The 18,096-nt window shown below is 70.5% G+C and carries 14 protein-coding genes; 7 read left to right on the top strand and 7 right to left on the bottom strand.

Features of this window, described 5'->3' with window-relative positions; translation table 11 throughout:
- Positions 1-65 precede the first annotated feature (65 nt).
- The 3 genes from FHR97_RS00380 (at position 66) to FHR97_RS00390 (ending at position 3,786) form a co-directional block, all read left to right on the top strand.
- Positions 66-1,871: an acyl-CoA dehydrogenase gene (locus tag FHR97_RS00380; RefSeq protein WP_183381799.1), complete on the top strand. Its 1,806-nt coding sequence runs from the start codon at positions 66-68 to the stop codon at positions 1,869-1,871.
- Positions 1,872-2,077: 206 nt separating this feature from the next.
- Positions 2,078-2,926, top strand: a complete 849-nt coding sequence (locus FHR97_RS00385) for a 3-hydroxybutyryl-CoA dehydrogenase (RefSeq protein ID WP_183381800.1) — start codon at positions 2,078-2,080, stop codon at positions 2,924-2,926.
- 86 nt (positions 2,927-3,012) lie between these two features.
- Positions 3,013-3,786, top strand: coding sequence for an enoyl-CoA hydratase-related protein (locus tag FHR97_RS00390; protein WP_183381801.1), 774 nt, complete (start codon positions 3,013-3,015; stop codon positions 3,784-3,786).
- A gap of 70 nt (positions 3,787-3,856) precedes the next feature.
- On the opposite strand, the gene thpD is transcribed toward FHR97_RS00390, so the two are convergent.
- The 3 genes from thpD to FHR97_RS00405 all read right to left on the bottom strand — a co-directional run bounded on the left by thpD (position 3,857) and on the right by FHR97_RS00405 (position 6,655).
- Entirely contained in the window at positions 3,857-4,807 is a 951-nt protein-coding gene (thpD, locus tag FHR97_RS00395; RefSeq protein WP_183381802.1) for an ectoine hydroxylase, read from the bottom strand.
- 142 nt (positions 4,808-4,949) lie between these two features.
- Complete coding sequence (locus FHR97_RS00400) at positions 4,950-5,708, bottom strand: Mut7-C RNAse domain-containing protein (protein ID WP_183381803.1); 759 nt, start codon at positions 5,706-5,708, stop codon at positions 4,950-4,952.
- Positions 5,709-5,740: 32 nt separating this feature from the next.
- Positions 5,741-6,655, bottom strand: coding sequence for a DMT family transporter (locus tag FHR97_RS00405; RefSeq protein ID WP_183381804.1), 915 nt, complete (start codon positions 6,653-6,655; stop codon positions 5,741-5,743).
- A gap of 204 nt (positions 6,656-6,859) precedes the next feature.
- Here FHR97_RS00405 and FHR97_RS00410 point away from each other — a divergent pair, with 204 nt between their 5' ends.
- Positions 6,860-7,939, top strand: coding sequence for an NAD(P)-dependent alcohol dehydrogenase (locus FHR97_RS00410; protein ID WP_183381805.1), 1,080 nt, complete (start codon positions 6,860-6,862; stop codon positions 7,937-7,939).
- 103 nt (positions 7,940-8,042) lie between these two features.
- Positions 8,043-8,882: an MOSC domain-containing protein gene (locus tag FHR97_RS00415; protein WP_183381806.1), complete on the top strand. Its 840-nt coding sequence runs from the start codon at positions 8,043-8,045 to the stop codon at positions 8,880-8,882.
- Positions 8,883-8,949: 67 nt separating this feature from the next.
- Here FHR97_RS00415 and FHR97_RS00420 read toward each other — a convergent pair whose 3' ends face one another.
- The 3 genes from FHR97_RS00420 to FHR97_RS00430 are packed head-to-tail and all read right to left on the bottom strand — an operon-like array spanning position 8,950 to position 13,479.
- On the bottom strand, positions 8,950-9,405 hold the full coding sequence (locus tag FHR97_RS00420) for a hypothetical protein (protein WP_183381807.1): 456 nt from the start codon (positions 9,403-9,405) through the stop codon (positions 8,950-8,952).
- On the bottom strand, positions 9,402-10,517 hold the full coding sequence (locus FHR97_RS00425) for a catalase family protein (RefSeq protein ID WP_183381808.1): 1,116 nt from the start codon (positions 10,515-10,517) through the stop codon (positions 9,402-9,404). Before FHR97_RS00425 ends, FHR97_RS00420 begins: the two co-directional genes overlap by 4 nt.
- On the bottom strand, positions 10,501-13,479 hold the full coding sequence (locus FHR97_RS00430; protein ID WP_221187629.1) for a peroxidase family protein: 2,979 nt from the start codon (positions 13,477-13,479) through the stop codon (positions 10,501-10,503). The genes FHR97_RS00425 and FHR97_RS00430 overlap by 17 nt, the downstream gene beginning before the upstream one ends.
- Positions 13,480-13,653: 174 nt before the next feature.
- Here FHR97_RS00430 and FHR97_RS00435 point away from each other — a divergent pair, with 174 nt between their 5' ends.
- Positions 13,654-14,925 carry a hypothetical protein gene (locus FHR97_RS00435; RefSeq protein ID WP_183381809.1) on the top strand — a complete coding sequence of 424 codons (1,272 nt, stop codon included), beginning with the start codon at positions 13,654-13,656 and terminating at the stop codon, positions 14,923-14,925.
- A 4-nt stretch (positions 14,926-14,929) separates the two neighbouring features.
- Entirely contained in the window at positions 14,930-17,623 is a 2,694-nt protein-coding gene (locus FHR97_RS00440) for a hypothetical protein (protein ID WP_183381810.1), read from the top strand.
- Here the strand turns inward: FHR97_RS00440 and FHR97_RS00445 are convergent.
- On the bottom strand, positions 17,544-18,044 hold the full coding sequence (locus tag FHR97_RS00445) for a nucleoside deaminase (RefSeq protein ID WP_183381811.1): 501 nt from the start codon (positions 18,042-18,044) through the stop codon (positions 17,544-17,546). The two genes, FHR97_RS00440 and FHR97_RS00445, sit on opposite strands and share 80 nt — an antisense overlap.
- Positions 18,045-18,096: the final 52 nt, after the last annotated feature.

Genomic DNA, 18,096 nt, shown 5'->3' on the forward strand with positions numbered 1-18,096 from the left:
GCCCAATGGTTAGCGGAAAGTAGTGAACCTACTATCGCCGGTATCATTTTTCCCGAGGTGCCGTCATGACTCCCTTCGCCGCTCCCGTTCGCGACGCCCGTTTCGTGCTCGAGGAACTCCTCGAGCACGACTCGCTATCGCTGCCCGGCTTCGAGGAGACCACTCCCGAGCTGGTCGAGGCGGTGCTGGAGGAGGCCGCCCGGCTCGCCGGCGAGGTCTGGGCGCCACTCAATGCCAGCGGCGACAGCCAGGGCTGCCGCCGGCGCGAGGACGGCGGTGTCGGCGTGCCGGACGGCTTCGCCGAGGCCTATCGCGCCTACGCCGAGGGTGGCTGGAACGGCATCGGGGTCGCCGAGGCACTGGGCGGCCAGGGCCTGCCCGAGGTGGTGGCCAGCGCCGTGCAGGAGATGCTGCATGGCGCCAACATGGCGCTGGGCCTGTGTCCCATGCTCACCGCCGGCGCCATCGAGGCCCTGGCCCATCACGGCAGCGCGGCACAGCGGGCCCGCTACCTGGCGCCGCTGGTCGAGGGCCGCTGGACCGGCACCATGAACCTCACCGAGCCCCAGGCGGGCTCGGATCTCTCCCGGGTGCGCACCCGGGCGGTCCCCTGCCCGGAGGAAGAGGGCGACCACTACCGCCTCACCGGCCAGAAGATCTACATCACCTGGGGCGAGCACGACTGCGCCGAGAACATCCTGCACCTGGTGCTGGCGAGGACCCCGGACGCCCCCGAGGGCAACCGGGGCCTCTCGCTGTTCCTGGTGCCCAAGTTCCTGGTCAACGACGACGGCTCCCTCGGCGAGCGTAACGACGTGACCTGCACCTCCCTCGAGCACAAGCTCGGCATCCATGGCTCGCCGACCTGCACGCTGAGCTTCGGCGAGCAGGGCGGCGCCATCGGCTACCTGATCGGCGAGCCCGGCCGCGGCCTGAATCACATGTTCACCATGATGAACGAGGCCCGCCACAAGGTCGGCCTCCAGGGCATCGGCGTGGCCGAGCGGGCCTGCCAGCAGGCCCTGGCCCATGCCCTGGAACGGACCCAGGGGCGCCGTCCCCCGGCCCGCGGCGGCAGGGAATGCATCATCGCCGAGCACCTCGACGTCAAGCGCATGCTGCTCTCCATGCGGGCCCGCACCGATGCCCTGCGCGCCCTGGCGCTGACCTGCGCCGCCCGGATGGACGTGGCGCGCCATGCCGAGGACGCCGAGGCGCGCCAAGCCGCCCAGGCCCGGGTCGACGTGCTGATCCCGGTGGTCAAGGCCTTCTCCACCGACCAGGCCGTGGACATCGCCTCCCTGGGGCTGCAGGTCCATGGCGGCATGGGCTATGTGGAGGAGACCGGGGCCGCCCAGCTGCTGCGCGATGCCCGCATCGCGCCCATCTACGAGGGCACCAATGGCATCCAGGCCCTGGACCTGGCCGGGCGCAAGCTGACCCGGGACGGTGGCGCCGCCCTCGACGGCCTGATCGACGAGGTGGAGGCCACCGCCAGGGCGCTGTCCATCAGCGAGGATCTGCACTACCTCGGCGAGAGCCTGGCCGCCGGCGCCGCCGACCTGCGCCTGGCCGCGTCGCTGGTGCTGGAGCAGAGTCACGACCCCGAACTCGGCCCGGATGCCGTCCAGGCCCATGCCACGCCCTTGCTGACGCTGACAGGGCATGTGCTCTGCGCCTGGCAGATGGGCCGTGCCGCCCTCAAGGCCGAGGCCGCCCTGGCCGATGGCAGCGCCGACCCCTTCTATCGCGCCAAGCTGGCCAGCGCCGACTTCGCGCTGCGTCACTGGCTGCCCGTGGGCCGCGCTCAGCTGGCGGGGATCGAGGCCGGCATGACGCGCCTGGCCGACCTCGACCCGGCCAGCCTCTGAGCCCCGGCCACCGGCCACCGGCCACCGGCCCCCGGCCGGCGGTCCTTCCGTCTCGCGCCGCCCCGAGCGAAGGCGGTGATCGTCAACGAGCCGCCCAAGACGTCCATCGGCAAGATCCAGGCGTTCGTGCTGCGCGGGGAGGCGCGCAACCGGTAACCTGCAGGACGCGACACACGCTTCCTTCACCCGAACAGGAGAGTGCAGCAATGAGCCAACAACCGATCGGCGTGGTCGGCGCCGGGACCATGGGGCAGGGCATCGCCCAGGTGCTGGCCACCAGCGGCTTCCCGGTCCAGCTCTACGACGTGGCCGACGCCCAGCTCGAGCGTGCCCGGGGCGCCATCGACAAGGGCCTGGGCAAGCTGGTGGCCAAGGACAAGCTGGCCGAGGCCGACAAGGACGCCGCCCTGGGTCGCCTCGCCACCAGTACGGCGCTGGATGCCCTGGCCGACTGCGAGGTGATCATCGAGGCGGCGCCGGAGCAGCCGGCGCTCAAGGAGAAGCTGTTCCGCGATCTCAGCCACCTGACCGGCGACGCCATCCTCGCCTCCAACACCTCCTCGCTGTCGCTGACCCGCCTCGCCGCGGTCTGCGAGCGCCCCGAGCGGGTGGTGGGCATGCACTTCTTCAACCCGGTCCCGGTGCTGAAGCTCGTCGAGGTGATCCGCGCCGAGCAGACCTCGGACGCCACGGTGGCGTGCATCGAGGCATTGGCCGAGGCGCTGGGCAAGACCGCCGTACCGGTGGGCGACTCCCCGGGGTTCGCGGTCAACCGCCTGCTGGTGCCGATGATCAACGAGGCGGCCTTCCTGGTGCAGGAGGGGGCGGCCACGCCCGAGGCGGTGGACGAGGCCATGAAGCTCGGCGCCGCCCATCCCCTGGGGCCGCTGGCCCTGGCCGACCTGATCGGCCTCGACGTCTGCCTGGCGATCATGGAGGTGCTGCAGGACGGCTTCGGCGACCCCAAGTACCGGCCCTGCCCGCTGCTCAGGCGCATGGTCGATGCCGGTTACCTGGGCCGCAAGAGCGGCCGCGGCTTCCATACCTATTCGTGAGGCCGACAAGAGACGGGATTGCCGACCAACCAAGCGTTCGCTAGGGTGAGAGGGTCGTCCATCCCAAGACATGCCGAGGAGGCCCCATGAGCGAGCAATTGATCGAGATGCAGGACAACGCCGGTGTCGTGCGTCTGACCATCAACCGTCCCCAGGCGCTCAACGCCCTGAACAGCGAGGTGATCGCCGGACTCGAGACGGTCCTGGTCGAGCTGGAGGCCCGCGACGACCTGCGGGCCGTGTTGATCACCGGCGCCGGGGAGAAATCCTTCGTCGCCGGCGCCGACATCGCCGAGATGAAGGACCAGACCCCGGAGCAGGCGCGGGCCTTCGCCGGCCAGGCCCTGCGCACCATCAAGCGCCTGGAGACCCTGCCGGTGCCGGTGGTGGCCCTGGTCAATGGCTTCTGCCTGGGCGGTGGCTGCGAGCTGGCCCTGGCCTGCGACTGGGCGGTGGCCAGCGACAACGCCGTCTTCGGCCAGCCCGAGGTGCTGCTCGGGGTGATCCCGGGCTTCGGTGGCACCCAGCGCCTGCCGCGCCGGGTCGGCCCGGCCATGGCCCTGGACCTGGTCACCACCGGCCGCAAGATCGATGCCCAGGAGGCGCTGAGCATCGGCCTGGTCAACCGGGTGATGTCCCAGGCCGAGCTCGAGGACTACGTGGGGGAACTGACCAGGCAGCTGGGCGGCAATGGCCCGCAGGCGGTGCGCGGGGCCAAGCAGGCGGTGCACGACGGCATGGACCAGGACCTCGACAGCGCCCTGGCGCTGGAGACCAGCCTGTTCGCGCTGTGCTTCGCCGGCGAGGAGCAGCAGGAAGGCATGAGCGCCTTCGTCGAGAAGCGCAAGCCGAACTTCTGACCCGGCGCTGCCCTGGACAGTCGACCGGCCGTGGCGAAGACGCCACGGCCGGTCTCGTTATGCGCCCGGTTCATTGCAGGGGCGCGACGCCCTGTCCCGCCAGTTCGGGGAAGGCGTCGTGCATGGTCAGGGCCGCGGTGTTCTCCCGAGCGGCGAGGAACTCGGGCCGTCGCATGGGCGCCGCGAAGGGCTCCTCCAGGAGATTGTCCACGCTGTTGTAGACGAAGAACAGGTTGGAGCGCGGCCAGGGCGACATGTTCTCGTTCGAGGCGTGCAGGGTGTTGCACTCGAACAGCAGCAGCGACCCCGCCGGACCCTTGGGCGCCTGGATACCGCCATGCTCGGCCAGCCGGGCCAGCGCCTGGCGGTCCGGCACGCCGATCTTCTGGGCCTTCAGGGATTCCTTCCAGTTCATCGCCGGGGTCTCGCCCACACAGGGCACGAAGAGGCGGTGGGAGCCGGGGATCAGCATCAGCGGGCCGTTGAACTCGTTGTTCTCGGTGAGCATCAGCGAGGCGCTCACCGCGCGCATCCGCGGCATGCCGTCCTCGGCATGCCAGGTCTCGAAGTCGGAGTGCCAGTCGAACCCGCTGCCCTGGAAGCCGAACTTGTCGTTGATGCGGGATTGATGGATATAGACCTCGCTGCCGAGCAGCTGGCGCACCATGCCGAGGATGCGCGGATCCCGGGTCAGGCGGTCGAAGCGCGCGGAGAGCTCGTGCATGCCGAACACCGAGCGGATGGCGCCGCTATGGGGGTCCTGAATGATCTGCTCGGAGTCCATCAGGTCCTCGTTGCGGGCCATCTGGCGCAGTTCCTCGAAGAAGGGCTCGGTGATGTCCCGCGAGAAGAAGCCGTTGAACCACAGGAAGCCGTCGCGCTCGTAGCGCGACAGGGCCACCTCGTCCAGGGGGCCGTCCCAGCGGTATTGGTTGCGGGCGTGGACGATCGGCTCGTTGCGGGGAAGGGCGGCCCTGGGGGTAGTGAGCCGGGTGGGATAGTGGTCCTCGCGATCGCTCATCTGCTCTGCCTCCTGGCTTGGCGGGGCAAGCCTTGACGCGATGGGGGCAAAGCAAGCTGACGACCCTCCTGGCGAGCCCCCATCGGGTGACGGATGTCCGGGCTCGGTCCCTGAGAGACGGGTCTGTTATCTACTGTGGTGGTCAGGGGGCGGGGATTTCAAGGCGTCGCCTGAGCCGATCGACCAGGGCCTCCATGTGGGCCACATGACTGCCGTGCCAGTAGACCTGGCCACAGCCCTCGCACTGCAGGAAGTCGTCCACGTAGCGTCGGGTCAGCGGCTCGAGGCGGTGGTCGACGGCGGCCTTGTCCACGCTCGCGAGCCGGCCGTTGCAGCGAGTGCAGCGGGTGAAGGGCGCCAGTTCGCCGAGCAGCGAGAAGGCGCGGGCGACCTCCTCGAGCTGGATGAAGGGATCGTCGGCACGCACGAAACGGCCGAGAGCGACGCGCTTGCGCTTGAGCAGGTTGCGATCCCGGGTCAGCAGGATGTGCCCCTCCCGCTCGGCGCGGGCGGCGAGCTCGGCGTCGCCGGCCCGGGGATGATAGCGGCAGTCGAAGCCCAGCAGGCGCAGGTAGCGGGCCAGGCGGCCCAGGTGGACGTCGAGCAGGAAGCGCGGGGGATGGGGCAAGGGCGGGCGAAGCGGGCGTGGGGCGCGCGCCGGCACGGCCGCGCCGGCGGGATAGACGTCCACCCGGTCGCCGTCCCGGAGGCGGTGGTCGAAGCCCACCGAGGCGCCGTCCACCAGGATGATGTTTACCTCGGGGTGGGGCACGCCCAGGGCCTCGATGGCATCCTTGATGGCGGCCTGGCGATCGAAGGGGTAGGCGAAGCGGCGCTCCCGCCGCTGTGGTGGCAGGAAATCGTTCAGCTCGGCATGGAAGCGGAAGCGGGCGATGGCCATGGCGTTGCCCCGGCGGCGGGAAGGCCTCGGCCTCAGTCTAGGCGCTGGCCGCGGCCCCGGGCGAGACGCCCGGGCCAGAGGCGGCGCAGGCGAAGCAGCCCGGTGGTGATCGCCGTGCCGGTCAGGGTGATGGCCATGCCGGCGAGGACCTGCAGGCTCAGGGTCTCGTCGAGCAGCAGGTAGCCCCACAGCAGGGCGCTCACCGGCACCAGGAAGGTCACGGTGGAGGTGGCGGTGGCCCCGGCGCTGGCGATCAGCCCGAAGTAGAGCAGGAACCCCAGGGTGGTGCTGAACACCGCCAGCCCCAGGCCATTGGCCCAGCCCTGGCCGCTGATGGGAGCCTCCGGCCACAGCCACAGGCCGGGCACCAGCAGGATCACCGCCGACATGGCGCAGCTGCCCGCCGCCAGCACCCGCACCGGCAGGTGGGCCAAGTAGGTCTTGGAGTAGTTGCTGGCGATACCGTAGCAGAAGGTGGCGCCGAGCACGGCGAGGATGAACCAGCCATCGCCGCCCAGGCGGAAGTCCAGCCGGTCGGCGGAGAGCACATAGACGCCGAGGAAGGCCAGGGCCAGGCCCAGGTACTGGCGACGTTGCACCGGGGTGGCGAAGAAGAGCGCACCGAGCAGGGCGGTGAACAACGGCGTGGTGGCGTTGATCAGCGAGGTGAAGCCCGCCTCCAGCCGGGTGGTGGCCAGGGCCAGCAGCGAGAAGGGCAGCACATGATTGACCAGGCCCAGCAGGGCGAGCTTGCCCTTGTTCTCCCAGGCCAGCCGCAGGTAGCGCAGGCTCAGCAGCAGCGGCACCATCAGCAGGGCGCCGACCCCCATGCGCACCAGGATCAGTGGTACGGGACCGAACTCCGGCACCGCCACTCGCATGAAGATGAAGGACATCCCCCACAGCGAGGACAGCAGGATCAGGCGGAGGCTATCGGCCGGGGTCATGCGCGGCTCCTGATGGGAGAAGAGCAGAACGGGTAAACGGTAAGCAGGTTAATCGCTTGTTCGTCGCCATGCCACCTGCCCGGGGCTGGGTGGGAAGCGGTGAGGCCGGCCGCGTCGTACCGGCGGATTTCTTGACGCAGCGCAAGTGTCATCGTCGGGCCCTATGCTGTGATGGCTTTCCCATCCCGCAGCGAGGAGTCGAGCATGCCTGCCATGATGAAAGCCGCCGTCTTCGTCGAGCCCGGTCGCATCGAGATCGACGACAAGCCGATCCCCGACATCGGCCCCGACGATGCCCTGATCCGCGTGACCACCACGACCATCTGCGGCACCGACGTGCATATCCTCAAGGGCGAGTATCCGGTGGAGAGGGGCCTGACCATCGGCCACGAGCCGGTGGGCGTGATCGAGAAGCTCGGCGCCAACGTCCAGGGCTACGAGGAAGGGCAGCGGGTGATCGCCGGGGCCATCTGCCCGAGCTTCACGTCCTATGCCTGTCAGGACGGCTGCAGCGCCCAGGACGGCGGCCACCACGGTCATGGTTACAAGCCCATGGGCGGCTGGCGGTTCGGCAACACCATCGACGGCGCCCAGGCCGAGTACCTGCGCGTGCCCGATGCCCAGGCCAACCTCAGCCCGGTGCCCGACGGCCTCACCGACGAGCAGGTGCTGATGTGCCCCGACATCATGTCCACCGGCTTCGCCGGGGCGGAGTCGGCCAATATCCGCATCGGCGACACGGTGGCGGTATTCGCCCAGGGCCCCATCGGCCTGTGCGCCACCGCCGGTGCCCGGCTGCGCGGCGCCGGGCTGATCATCGCCGTGGACGGGGTGGACGAGCGCCTGGCCATGGCGCGCCGGCTCGGAGCCGACGTGGTCCTCGACTATCGCCGGGTGGACGTGGTCGACGAAATCCTGCGGCTCACCGGTGGACGCGGCGTGGATGCCTCCATCGAGGCGCTGGGCCTGCAGACCACCTTCGAGAACGCCCTGCGCGTTCTCAAGCCGGGCGGCACGCTCTCGAGCCTCGGTGTCTACTCCGAGAACCTGACCCTGCCGCTGGATGCCTTCAGCGCCGGGCTCGGCGACCATCGCATCGTCACCTCGCTGTGTCCCGGGGGGAAGGAACGCATGCGCCGGCTGATGCAGGTGATCGAGTCCAACCGCCTGGACCTCGGCCCCCTGGTGACCCACCACTATTCCCTGGAGGACATCGCCGAGGCCTACGAGCTCTTTTCCCACCAGCGCGACGGGGTGCTCAAGGTGGCCATCCGCAACGGCTGAGCGTCTGCGGCGGCGCTGCCGTGCAGGACGCGCCCGTGGCCAGGGGCAAGGCGCCGCCGGGCTTGGTAGAGTGGGGCCTTCCACCATCGCCAGGGAGGCACGGATGCGCATCACCCAGCTCAATATCTATCCGGTCAAGTCGCTGCGGGGGATTGTCCTCGAGACGGCGACGCTCACCCGCCGCGGGCTCGCCTGCGACCGCCACTGGATGCTCGTCAACGACGACCATCGCTTCGTCACCCAGCGCGAGCTGCCGGCCATGGCGGGCGTGACAGTACGGCTGACCGACGAGGCGCTGGTGCTGGAACACCCCCGGGTCGCGCCCCTGATCGTCCCCCTGGCGCGGACGAGGCAGCCGCGGTGCACCGTGCGCATCTGGAAGGATACCTGCGAGGCCCTGGACGAGGGCGATGCCGCGGCCGACTGGCTCGCCGAGGCGCTGGGCCGCAGCCTGCGCCTGGTCCGCTTCCCCGATGACTCTCGCCGCGAGGTGGAGGCGGGCTATCTCAGGGCCGAGCGTGGCGAGCGGGCCCATACCGCCTTCCCCGACGGCTATCCCTTCCTGGTGGCCAGCGAGGCCTCGCTGTCGGCGCTCAACGAGCGGCTCGCGGCCCAGGGGCTCGAGGCCGTGTCCATGAATCGTTTCCGTCCCAACATCGTGGTGGAGGGCACCGCGCCCTTCGCCGAGGCCGGCTGGGACGAGCTCGGCGGCGGCGCCGGCGTCCGCCTGGGGCTGCGCAAGCCCTGCAAGCGTTGCAAGATCATCACCCTGGACCAGCGCACCGGCGAGGCCCCGGTGCCCAAGGAGCCCCTCAAGACCCTGGTGGCGATGGACACCCAGCCGGGCTGGCGGGGCGCCTACTTCGGCCAGAACGCCATCCTGCTCGACGGCGAGGGCCGGGCGATCGCCGTTGGCGACCGGCTGACGATTCACCCGCGCTGAGCCCGGGGGCGCTGGCTGCCTGCATCGCACCGCACTGGGCTGGACACCGGCGACCAGGCATCGCGCGTTAGCCGCCCTTCGGCACTTCCAGGGCGAAGTCCAGGATCCGGCGCTTGCCGAGCCAGACCTTGCCCAGGTAGACCCCCGGCTCGATCTCGCGGATCTCGTCGCGCACGGCACGGAAGAAGAACGAGGTGCGCGAGTAGTCGATCACGATGGTCGGCTGGCCGTCCATCCAGCTGGGAGCCCGGTAGACCTTGGCGACGATGAAGCCCAGCCCGAAGGGCGAGACCTTGTTGATCAGCACGCCGGCGGAGCCGTCCTCGGCGAACATGTCGAAGACCTTGCCCTGCCAGGCGAACAGGCGGGCGAAGGTAGCGAAGGCCTTGGCCAGGGACGTACCGGCGACGATGGGCGTGCCGCGGGTATCGCCCTGGGGAATCTCGCCCGGCGACGCCTGGCGGTAGAGGGCGTCGAGCTCGTCGCGACTCATGCGTAGCCAGTCCTGGACCGTTGCGCTCATGGGGAACCTCCCGGTGGGTGTCGGCGCGCCTCGGCGGGGGAGGCGGGCGCGGCATGATGCTCGGTGCGCAGCGCGCCGACCGCCCGGTAGATGCCGCGTCGCACGCGATTGATGCCGCCCAGCGGGCGGTGGTCGGGATGGCCGCTCCAGGGGTTGAAGGCCATGCCCTCGCAGTGCGACAGCGCCGCCGGGTCGTCCACCCGCTGAAGCGGCAGGGTCAGGCGTGCCACGGTATGGAAGGGCGAGCGGGCCTCGTCCCAGGCCACCGAGGCATCCTCGATGGGCATCCGCTGCGGGTCCTGCTGGAACTGCACCTGCAGCGCCAGGCAGGCGCTGTCCTCGGCCAGGCGCTCGGCCAGGGCATGACGCAGGAAGTCGGGATCGTCGTCTCCGGACGGCGCGGCGGATGCGGGCGTGTCGCCGTCACAGGGGCGCACCGCGTACTTGATTGCCTCGCCCTCGCCGTAGCGATAGGGCGTGGTGCTCCAGAAGCGCATGTCGAGCAGGCTGTCGGGCTGGCCGCGTGCCCGCCAGGCGATCCACAGCGAGCGGGGGTGGGTCAGGAAGTACCACCACATCCGCTCGCCGGTGACCGCCTCGACGAAGGCATGGAAGTCCTCGGGCGTGCCGGCGAACAGCACCGGGTGACTGTTCAGCAGCAAATCCTGGCGTCCCGGGGTGCCGTCGACGCCGACGGCGCCGGGCACGTCCTCCACGCGGATCGACAGCCCGCGCAGGTCCTTCTCCCGGTCATCCTGACGGGTGGCATTGGCGTAGCGCAGGGTGGCGGGGTACTCGCCGGGCCGGGCGAAGAGGCCCCGGGCCAGCCGCTCGGGGAGATCGGGCACCCGCAGCACGGCCGAGGGGCAGGCCAGGGTCTTGGGCTGGTTGAAGCGGGGGATGGGGCGGTCGGGGTGCGCGGTGCGCTGGCGCCGGTAGTGCACCAGGATCCACTCGGTCATCTCGGCCTCGAGGCGGGGTTCCGCGGGGGAGGCTCGCTCCTCGGCGATGGCCAGGGGCGGGTCGGCATCACCGCAGCCCGCGAGCCCGGCCACCATCAGCGCCAGCCCCGCATGACGGGACAGGCGGCCGCGCTCAGGGCACGAAGGCATCATCGGCCTCGGCGCCCGGGCGCGGGGTCCAGTCCAGGGAGTAGTAGTCGCCGCGATCACGCGCCCAGGGGTCGAAGACATTGACGACCGGGTCCAGCTCCGCGGCGAGGGACGGCACCGTGCGCTGCAGCACGCGCTTCATCGGCGACACCGGCTGGCGATGGCCGTTGGGGGCCCCGTCCTCCATGACCATGCCGTCGGGGCCGTTGTGCATCACCCAGTCGTGCCCCAGATGGGTGTAGAACTCGGGGCGGAAGCTGGACGTGAAGAAGCGGTCGCTGAACAGGCGCCGTGAGGCGTTGAGGATGAAGACCACGAACTGGGTCTCGGAGATGGCATAGCCGTGGGGGCGCACCGGCTCGGCGAGCCAGCCGACCACCGTATCCAGGTCCTCCACGTTGTCCACCAGGGTGCCGTCGGGGTGCCCCAGGCAATCATCGGGATAGTCGCCGTCGGCGTCGCGATAGGCATGGGAGATGATCTTGTCGGCGTCGCAGACATGCTGGCCGTAGATCTCGCGCATCCTGGCGGCCATGGTCTCCTGGTGTTGGCGCTCGGGGTGGTCGGTCGGCAGCGTGGTGTCGATGAAGTCGTCGAAGCTGGTCATCTGGCGCAGGCCGTACTGGCGACGGTACTCGTTGAAGCGCGGCACGCCCCGTTCACGGTCGCGGATGATGTCGAGGGCGGCGATGTCGAGCCGGCCGGTCTCGGAACCCAGGTGTCCCATGGCCAGGTTCTGCAGGAAGCGGCCGTGGTTGCCCAGGGTCAGCAGGCCCAGCCGCTGGCGGCCCATGCTCAGCGCCCAGTCGGCCAGCCCCTCCTGGCGCAGCAGGTCGCTGGCACCGGCGCGGAAACCCTCCAGGGCCGGGACCTTGGCGTGGATGCGGTCGGGGTCGGCGAGGTCGCGCAGTTCCAGCAGGTCGGGGACCAGCGGGTGCAGCCGATAGACGGTGACGAATTCCTCGGGGAAGTTGAACGGCGAGCCGAAGTGGTTCGTGCCGCCGTTGACATGGTCGGGATTGGCCAGCGACCAGAGGTCCTCGCGCTCCCCGCCGAGGGAGGTGAAGACCGGGGCATCCGCGTAGCGCTCGCTGCCCAGGCCGAAGATGCCCGGGCCCGCCGCGAGCACCGAGTACCAGGCGTTGGCATGGCGGTCGTCGTCCGAGGCGCGCAGGCGGTCCAGGACCCGGGAAAGGGCCTCCTCGACCAGGTCGTGCTCGTGGAAGAGCCCCTTCCAGTTGGCATTCATGCCGCGATACAGCGGCTCGTCGTAGAGCAGCTGTGTCGTCCATTCGATGGTGTGGATCTTGGCGATCATCGCCGAGACCACCAGGCGTGCGGCCTGGAACAGCTCCTCGTCGGTGACCTCGGCATAGCGGATCACGGCCTCCGGCGCGGCGGGGTCGCGCAGGCCGGAATCGGCGTCGGGGGTCGCGGCGGCCCGGGTGCGGAAGGCCTCGACGAAGGCGTTGTGCTCGCGGGCGAAGACGTTATGGAAGAAGGCCACGCCCAGCGTCCAGTTGTCGGGGAAGGCGGTGGCCGCCTGGCCCGACCAGGCCGGGTGGATGGGGTCGCAGCCCCGGGTGTCGGCCGAGGCGCAGGGCGGCCCGAAGCGGGGCAGGTAGCCCCCGTCGTCGGCCTGGCCGGACAGGGGCGGCAGCAGCAGCTTGGCCGGGTCCTCGGGGTCGCGCTTGACCCGCTGCACGCTGGTCGCGTCATAGCCATACAGCTGGGAGGCATCCCACCAGGCGGTCACGGTATTGTCGAAGGTGCGGTGGGCGCGTGCCTGGTAGCGCTGGCCCCGGTGCTCGAAGGTCTCCGGTGCCTCGTCCTGGGCCACCAGGCTGGGCTGGAAGGCGTCGCCCGGGCGGCAACCCAGCGCCGCCGCCTGCTCTTCGGGCAGGTCGCAGCCCGCCGGGTGCAATCCGGCGCGATCGTTCTCCCCGCCCTCCAGGTGAGAGAACCAGTCATGGGTCATGAACTGGATCCAGAAGGCCGCCAGCACGTTGAAGAAGGGGGCCTTGCGATAGTCGCAGTGCGCCTCGGGGGCGTGGCCGTCCAGGCCGCGGCCCTCGTTGCACAGCTCGGGCCGTGACTGCGCCCGGCTGAACAGCCGCCGGCTGATGCGCTGGGGATCGGGGGTCATCAGGTCGAGCCGCTCGCCATGGCGGGCCCGGGTCAGGGCCGTATGGCCCGCGGCGGGAAAGGTCTCGTCGAATGCCACGTTACGGGCGAAGCGGGTATCGCTGGCGCCCATCAGGGGATTGCGCAGGTCGTTGCAGATCCCGGTCAGGGTGCGGTGGCGGATCAGCTCGCCCTGGCACAGCTGCTCGCCGTCGCCGCCCACCGCCTCGTAGGCCGGGTGGTCCGGCGGCAGGCGCATGGCATCCCAGCGGGTCAGGGTGGTGCCGGGGGCGCCGTCCCGGCCCTGCACGTATTCGCGGTAGGTGGCGTTGTCGAAGAGGTTGAACTTGATCAGCTCGATGCGCTGGAACTCCAGGTCCATCAGGGCGCCGTCGATGCCGCGGTCGTTGGGGTTGAGATGGACCCGCTCGCCGAGGTCGCCGACCAGCGAGCGCAGCCAGCCGTCATCGTAGTTGGCGTTGCGCGAGGCAGCGTCGCCGGTGGCCCAGTAGGTCTGCCAGTCGACCCAGGGACGGTCGCGGCGATGCGCCTCCAGGGCGCGCTGGCCGCCCCGGCAGTGGGCGGTGTCCTCCTCGACCTTGCCGAGGAAGCGGTCGGCGCGGTCGTCGGGTACCTCGCGCAGGCCCGAGGCCACCATGCGCTTGCAGGCCCGCAGCGCCGCCCAGGTGTCGAGCCAGGAGGGCCGGTCGGCCTCGGGGTGGTCAGGCGACGGGGCATCGGCCATCAGCGGTGCGGCGGGAAGGACCAGCAGCAGGGCCAGGGCGAGACGCCAGGGGCCCCGGCATACGGGAGACCTGTCCAGGCGAGAGATCGACATGCCGGAAACCTCCTCGGGAAATGCGGCGTGCCGGCCGGCCCTTCCCTGTCATATCGTCGATGAGGCATGAAAAGTATAGTCACCGCTTTTCTTATGCCGCCATGCCGGAGTCTGACTAGACTACCTAGAGTCATAACCGTCACTCAGTCGATCAGCCGGGACAAGGATGGTGCGATGGTCATGCAGTCGGCGCTGAACCTGGTGATGCCCGTCCGGTCGGGCCACGTGGCGCTCCTCGAGGAGTGGCTCGCGACCCTGCGCGAGGATCCGGCCGACAACACCATCCTGCCCTTTGGCCAGCTGGAGGGGGTGCATTTCGCCCGCTGGGTGCTGCTGCCGGTGGCCCACCGTCGCGGTGGGCGGCACTATCCGGCCCAGCTGGTGCTGACGGCCAATCTCGACGGTGATGCCGAGGCGGCGCTGGAGGCCATCGTCGTGCTCGGGGGGGCTCGCCTGCGCGCGCTGCTGGCCCACTGCGCCGACTTTCCCGTTGGCGCCGATGCCGGGGCGGCGCGTGCCTACCTGACGGCGCATCGCCAGCGGGTGGGGGCCTTCTACGTCAATACCCTGGGGCGTAGCCTGGCCCAGGTGAGCCTCGAGGCCCGTCTGCATGCGGCCCTCCAGCGGCACCTGGATGCCGGCGACTGGCGGGGCCGTTCGCCCCGCCAGATCCGCCAGGCGCTGATCGACTTCGTGGCCGGCCGCGACGACCTGCGCGAGGCACTGACGCCCGCCGAGGGGCCGAGTCCCTGGCGCTGGTTGCGGGGCTGGCTGGTGCTGGGCGTGATCGCCCTGTCGGGGCTGGTCCTGGCCGTGCTGCTGCTGCCCCTGACGCTGCTGGCCCTGGCCGTGCTGCGCCTGCACGAGATGGCCAATGCCCCCCACAACCGGCGTCCCCGGGATGGCCGGGTCCGTGCCCTCGAGGTCGACGAGGACCACGGCGTGCACAACCAGCTGTCCGCGGTGGGACATATCCAGGCGGGGCCCTTCCGGCGAGGTGTCCTGCGGGTCGCGCTCTGGCTGCTGCAGTTCGCCGTGTCCCATGTCTTCTACCGGGGCAAGCTCGCCGAGATCGACACCATCCACTTCGCCCGCTGGGTGATCATCGACCGGGGCGAGCGGGTGGTGTTCTTCAGCAACTTCGACGGCAGTCCCGAGAGCTACCAGGACGACTTCATCGAACGCGTCGCCTTCGGCCTGAACCTGGTGTTCAGCAACGGCGAGGGCTGGCCGCGTACGCGCCTTCTGCTGTTCGGCGGGGCCTCCGACGAGCAGGCCTTCAAGGCCTACTACCGCGACCACCAGGTGCCCACCGCGGTGTGGTACCGGGCGCCGGCCTATGCCGGGCTGACCGCGGTCAACCTGGCCAACAACGCGGCCATCCGGGCGGGGCTCTCGGGGGCCATGAGCGATGCCGGGTGCCGTGCCTGGCTGCAACGGTTCTGATGCCATGTCCAGCCTCGAATTCGACGATATCCAGGGCATCGTCCTGAGTGGCTACGGGGAGTTGCCCCACGCCGCCTTCCTGATGCTGCACTTCGGCGAGCCGGCGGCGGCCCGGGATTGGGTGGGGGCGATGGCGCACCGGGTCGCCACCGGCGCCGAGGGCCGGCCGGTCAGGGATGAGGGACGGCTGCAACTGGCCTTCAGCTGGCCGGGGCTGGCCCACCTGGAGCTGTCCTGGCAGGCCCTGAAGGGGTTTTCCCGCGAGTTCCGCGAGGGGCTCGCGGGTTCCCCGCGACGCAGCCGGGTGTTGGGTGACAGCGAGGAGAGCGCCCCCTCCGGCTGGCACTGGGGGCGGCCCGAGGCGCCGGCCATCCACGCCCTGCTGATGGTCTACGGGGCGACCCCGCGCAGCCTCCAGGCACTGGTCGCGAGGCAGCGCGAGACCCTGGAGGCGGCCGGTATCCGCGTGCTCGAGACCCTGGAGAGCCAGCCCCTGCCGGGTGCCAAGGAGCATTTCGGCTTCCGTGACGGCATCTCCCAGCCCAAGCTGGCCGGGGTCAGCAACAGCAAGGATCCTCGTCACCGGGTGGCGGCGGGGGAATTCGTGCTCGGCTATCCCAACGAGCGCGGCCAGTATACCGCCCGCCCCCTGGTGTCGCCCATCGAGGATCCGCACAGCCTGCTGCCGGAGGTGGCCGGCGGCGAGGCCCGCGACCTGGGGCGCAACGGCAGTTACCTGGTGTTCCGCCAGCTCAGCCAGGATGTTCACGGCTTCTGGTCCTGGCTCGATGGCCAGGCCCCGGGCAGCGAGGCGCGACGCGCCCTGGCGGCGAAGATGGTGGGGCGCTGGCCGGACGGCACGCCGCTGGTCGGCTCCGCCGAGGGGGAGACCGGGGATGCGCAGGCCAACGCCTTCGGCTATCACCACGAGGACCCGGAGGGACTGAAGTGCCCGCTGGGGGCCCATGTGCGGCGCACCAATCCCCGCGACATGCTGCCGCCCAAGCCCGGCAGCGAGGACTCGCTGGCCATCAACCGCCGTCATCGGCTGCTGCGGCGTGGCCGGGCCTATGGCCCGCCCCTGGCGGAGAGCCTGGCGCCGGACGACCTGCTGGCCGCCGGTGACGACGGCGTCGAGCGGGGCTTGCTGTTCCTCTGCGTCAACGCCGACATCAGCCGGCAGTTCGAGTTCGTGCAGCAGACCTGGGTCAACAACGCCAACTTCGCCGGCCTGCACGCCGACACCGACCCGCTGATCGGGCCGCGCGGCGCGGGGCGCGAGACCTTCACCGTGCCCGATGCGCCGCTGCGTCGACGCCATCATGGCCTGCCGCGCTTCGTCCGGGTACGCGGTGGCGCCTACTTCTTCCTGCCGGGACGCCGGGCACTGCGCTACCTGGCCGAGCCTCCCCCCGGCCTGACGACCCCGGCGAGCGCCCCCGCCGCCCCCGCCACGCTGCTGCCGGACACCTGGTGGCTACGCGCCGGGCGGCTCTTCAACCGGGCGGTACAGCAGGGCATCGTGCTGTCGCGGCGTTGCACGACGCTGCGCAATGGCCTCGATCGCCTCGTCCAGAAGCCGGCGACCGAGGCGCTGCAGGCCATGATCCGCCGGCGTCGACAACGCCTGGGCATCGACGCCGACCTGGCCATCGCCGAGGAGCGCATCCTGCCCGAGGAGGCCGAGGTCACCCGGCGCATCACCGAGCGGATGAGCGCCTTCCTGCTGCGCACCTACCGGCATGGCACCGCCGAGCGGGCCGGTAACACCAAGACCTATGGCCTGCTCGAGGCCGAGTTCGAGGTGCTGGCGCTGCCGCAGGCCCTGCGCTGCGGGCTGTTCGCCGCGCCGGGGCGCTACCATGCCTGGGTGCGCTTCGGCGGGCCCGGGCCGCGGGTCACGCCGGATATCCGCAACAACGGCGTGCTGAGCCTGGGGGTCAAGGTGACCGGCGTCCCGGGGGAGACCCTGCTCGATGACGAGGCCCACACCCAGGACTTCTCGGCGATCAGTGCGCCCACCTTCACCACCCCCGATGTCTACGAGAATGCCAAGCTGCAGCGACTGATCGGGGCGGGGATGCCGGTGTGGTACTTCCTCAATCCCTTCGATTCCCACTACCGGGACATGCTGCTGCAGGCCCTCTACGCCAAGGCCCACGGCAGTCCCTTCGAGACCGACTACTGGAGCTGCGTGCCCTACCTGTTCGGTGAGGGTCGGGCGATCAAGTACCGGTTCGTGCCGCTGCTGGCGGGGCGCTCGCCCGTGCCCCTGCCGGCGCCGGACGACTACCTGCGGGAGGCCATGCAGCGCACCCTCGGCTCGGCCGAGGAGGTGGTCTTCGAGATGCGCATCCAGTGCCAGGAAGATCCCGTGACCATGCCCATCGAGGATGCCTCGGTGATCTGGACCTCGCCGGAGGTCCCGGTGGCGACCCTGCGCATCCCGGCACAGGCCTTCGTCACCCCGGAGCGTGAGCGCCTGGCTCGGGAGCTGACCATCAATCCCTGGCATGCCTTGCCCGACCACCGGCCGCTGGGCAATCAGAATCGCGCCCGCCGGGAGATCTACTACGAGACCTCCCGGGTGCGCCAGCGCATCAATGGCGAGGCCCACTTCATCCCCGATACCCAGGCGTGGCGTCGGCGCCGTGAAGACGCGCATGCAGGCCGTGGACGCGCCGGTCGAGCCCCGTGACGGGGCCGTCCACCCTGACGCCGGGCACGACCCGCTGGATCGGGAGGGGCGCCACCGGGGGTGGGGCGACGCCCAGCTCGCGCAGCCAGCCGACGAGTTGCTCGGCGGAGCTGGCGTAGACGATGCGCCCCAGCCCCACCCAGCCATGGGCGGCGGCACACATCGGACAGTGCTCGCCGGAGGTGTAGACCGTGGCCGTCGCGCGTTCCTCGGGGCTCAGGTGCTCGGCGGCCCAGCGTGCGATGGCGAACTCCGGGTGACGGGTCGCGTCTCCGTCGGCAATGCGGTTGCGATCCTCGAACAGCACCCGGCCGTCGGCGGCCACCAGCAGCGAGCCGAAGGGCTCGTCGCCGGCCTCCAGCGCCTCCTCGGCCAGTCGCAGGCAGCGTTCGAGATGGGGCATGTCCTCGTCGTGGATCATCGTCCTGTCTCCTCTCCGGGTGTCTCGTGTCCGGGCAGTCTACTCCCTCGTC

The organism is Halomonas stenophila (genome assembly GCF_014192275.1).
GTDB classification, from domain to species: domain Bacteria; phylum Pseudomonadota; class Gammaproteobacteria; order Pseudomonadales; family Halomonadaceae; genus Halomonas; species Halomonas stenophila.

Coding starts and splice junctions, on each gene's coding strand:
- FHR97_RS00380 (WP_183381799.1), top strand. CDS start 66: ATGACTCCCTTCGCCGCTCCCGTTCGCGACGCCCGTTTCGTGCTCGAG.
- FHR97_RS00385 (WP_183381800.1), top strand. CDS start 2,078: ATGAGCCAACAACCGATCGGCGTGGTCGGCGCCGGGACCATGGGGCAG.
- FHR97_RS00390 (WP_183381801.1), top strand. CDS start 3,013: ATGAGCGAGCAATTGATCGAGATGCAGGACAACGCCGGTGTCGTGCGT.
- thpD (WP_183381802.1), bottom strand. CDS start 4,807: ATGAGCGATCGCGAGGACCACTATCCCACCCGGCTCACTACCCCCAGG.
- FHR97_RS00400 (WP_183381803.1), bottom strand. CDS start 5,708: ATGGCCATCGCCCGCTTCCGCTTCCATGCCGAGCTGAACGATTTCCTG.
- FHR97_RS00405 (WP_183381804.1), bottom strand. CDS start 6,655: ATGACCCCGGCCGATAGCCTCCGCCTGATCCTGCTGTCCTCGCTGTGG.
- FHR97_RS00410 (WP_183381805.1), top strand. CDS start 6,860: ATGCCTGCCATGATGAAAGCCGCCGTCTTCGTCGAGCCCGGTCGCATC.
- FHR97_RS00415 (WP_183381806.1), top strand. CDS start 8,043: ATGCGCATCACCCAGCTCAATATCTATCCGGTCAAGTCGCTGCGGGGG.
- FHR97_RS00420 (WP_183381807.1), bottom strand. CDS start 9,405: ATGAGCGCAACGGTCCAGGACTGGCTACGCATGAGTCGCGACGAGCTC.
- FHR97_RS00425 (WP_183381808.1), bottom strand. CDS start 10,517: ATGCCTTCGTGCCCTGAGCGCGGCCGCCTGTCCCGTCATGCGGGGCTG.
- FHR97_RS00430 (WP_221187629.1), bottom strand. CDS start 13,479: ATGTCGATCTCTCGCCTGGACAGGTCTCCCGTATGCCGGGGCCCCTGG.
- FHR97_RS00435 (WP_183381809.1), top strand. CDS start 13,654: ATGGTCATGCAGTCGGCGCTGAACCTGGTGATGCCCGTCCGGTCGGGC.
- FHR97_RS00440 (WP_183381810.1), top strand. CDS start 14,930: ATGTCCAGCCTCGAATTCGACGATATCCAGGGCATCGTCCTGAGTGGC.
- FHR97_RS00445 (WP_183381811.1), bottom strand. CDS start 18,044: ATGATCCACGACGAGGACATGCCCCATCTCGAACGCTGCCTGCGACTG.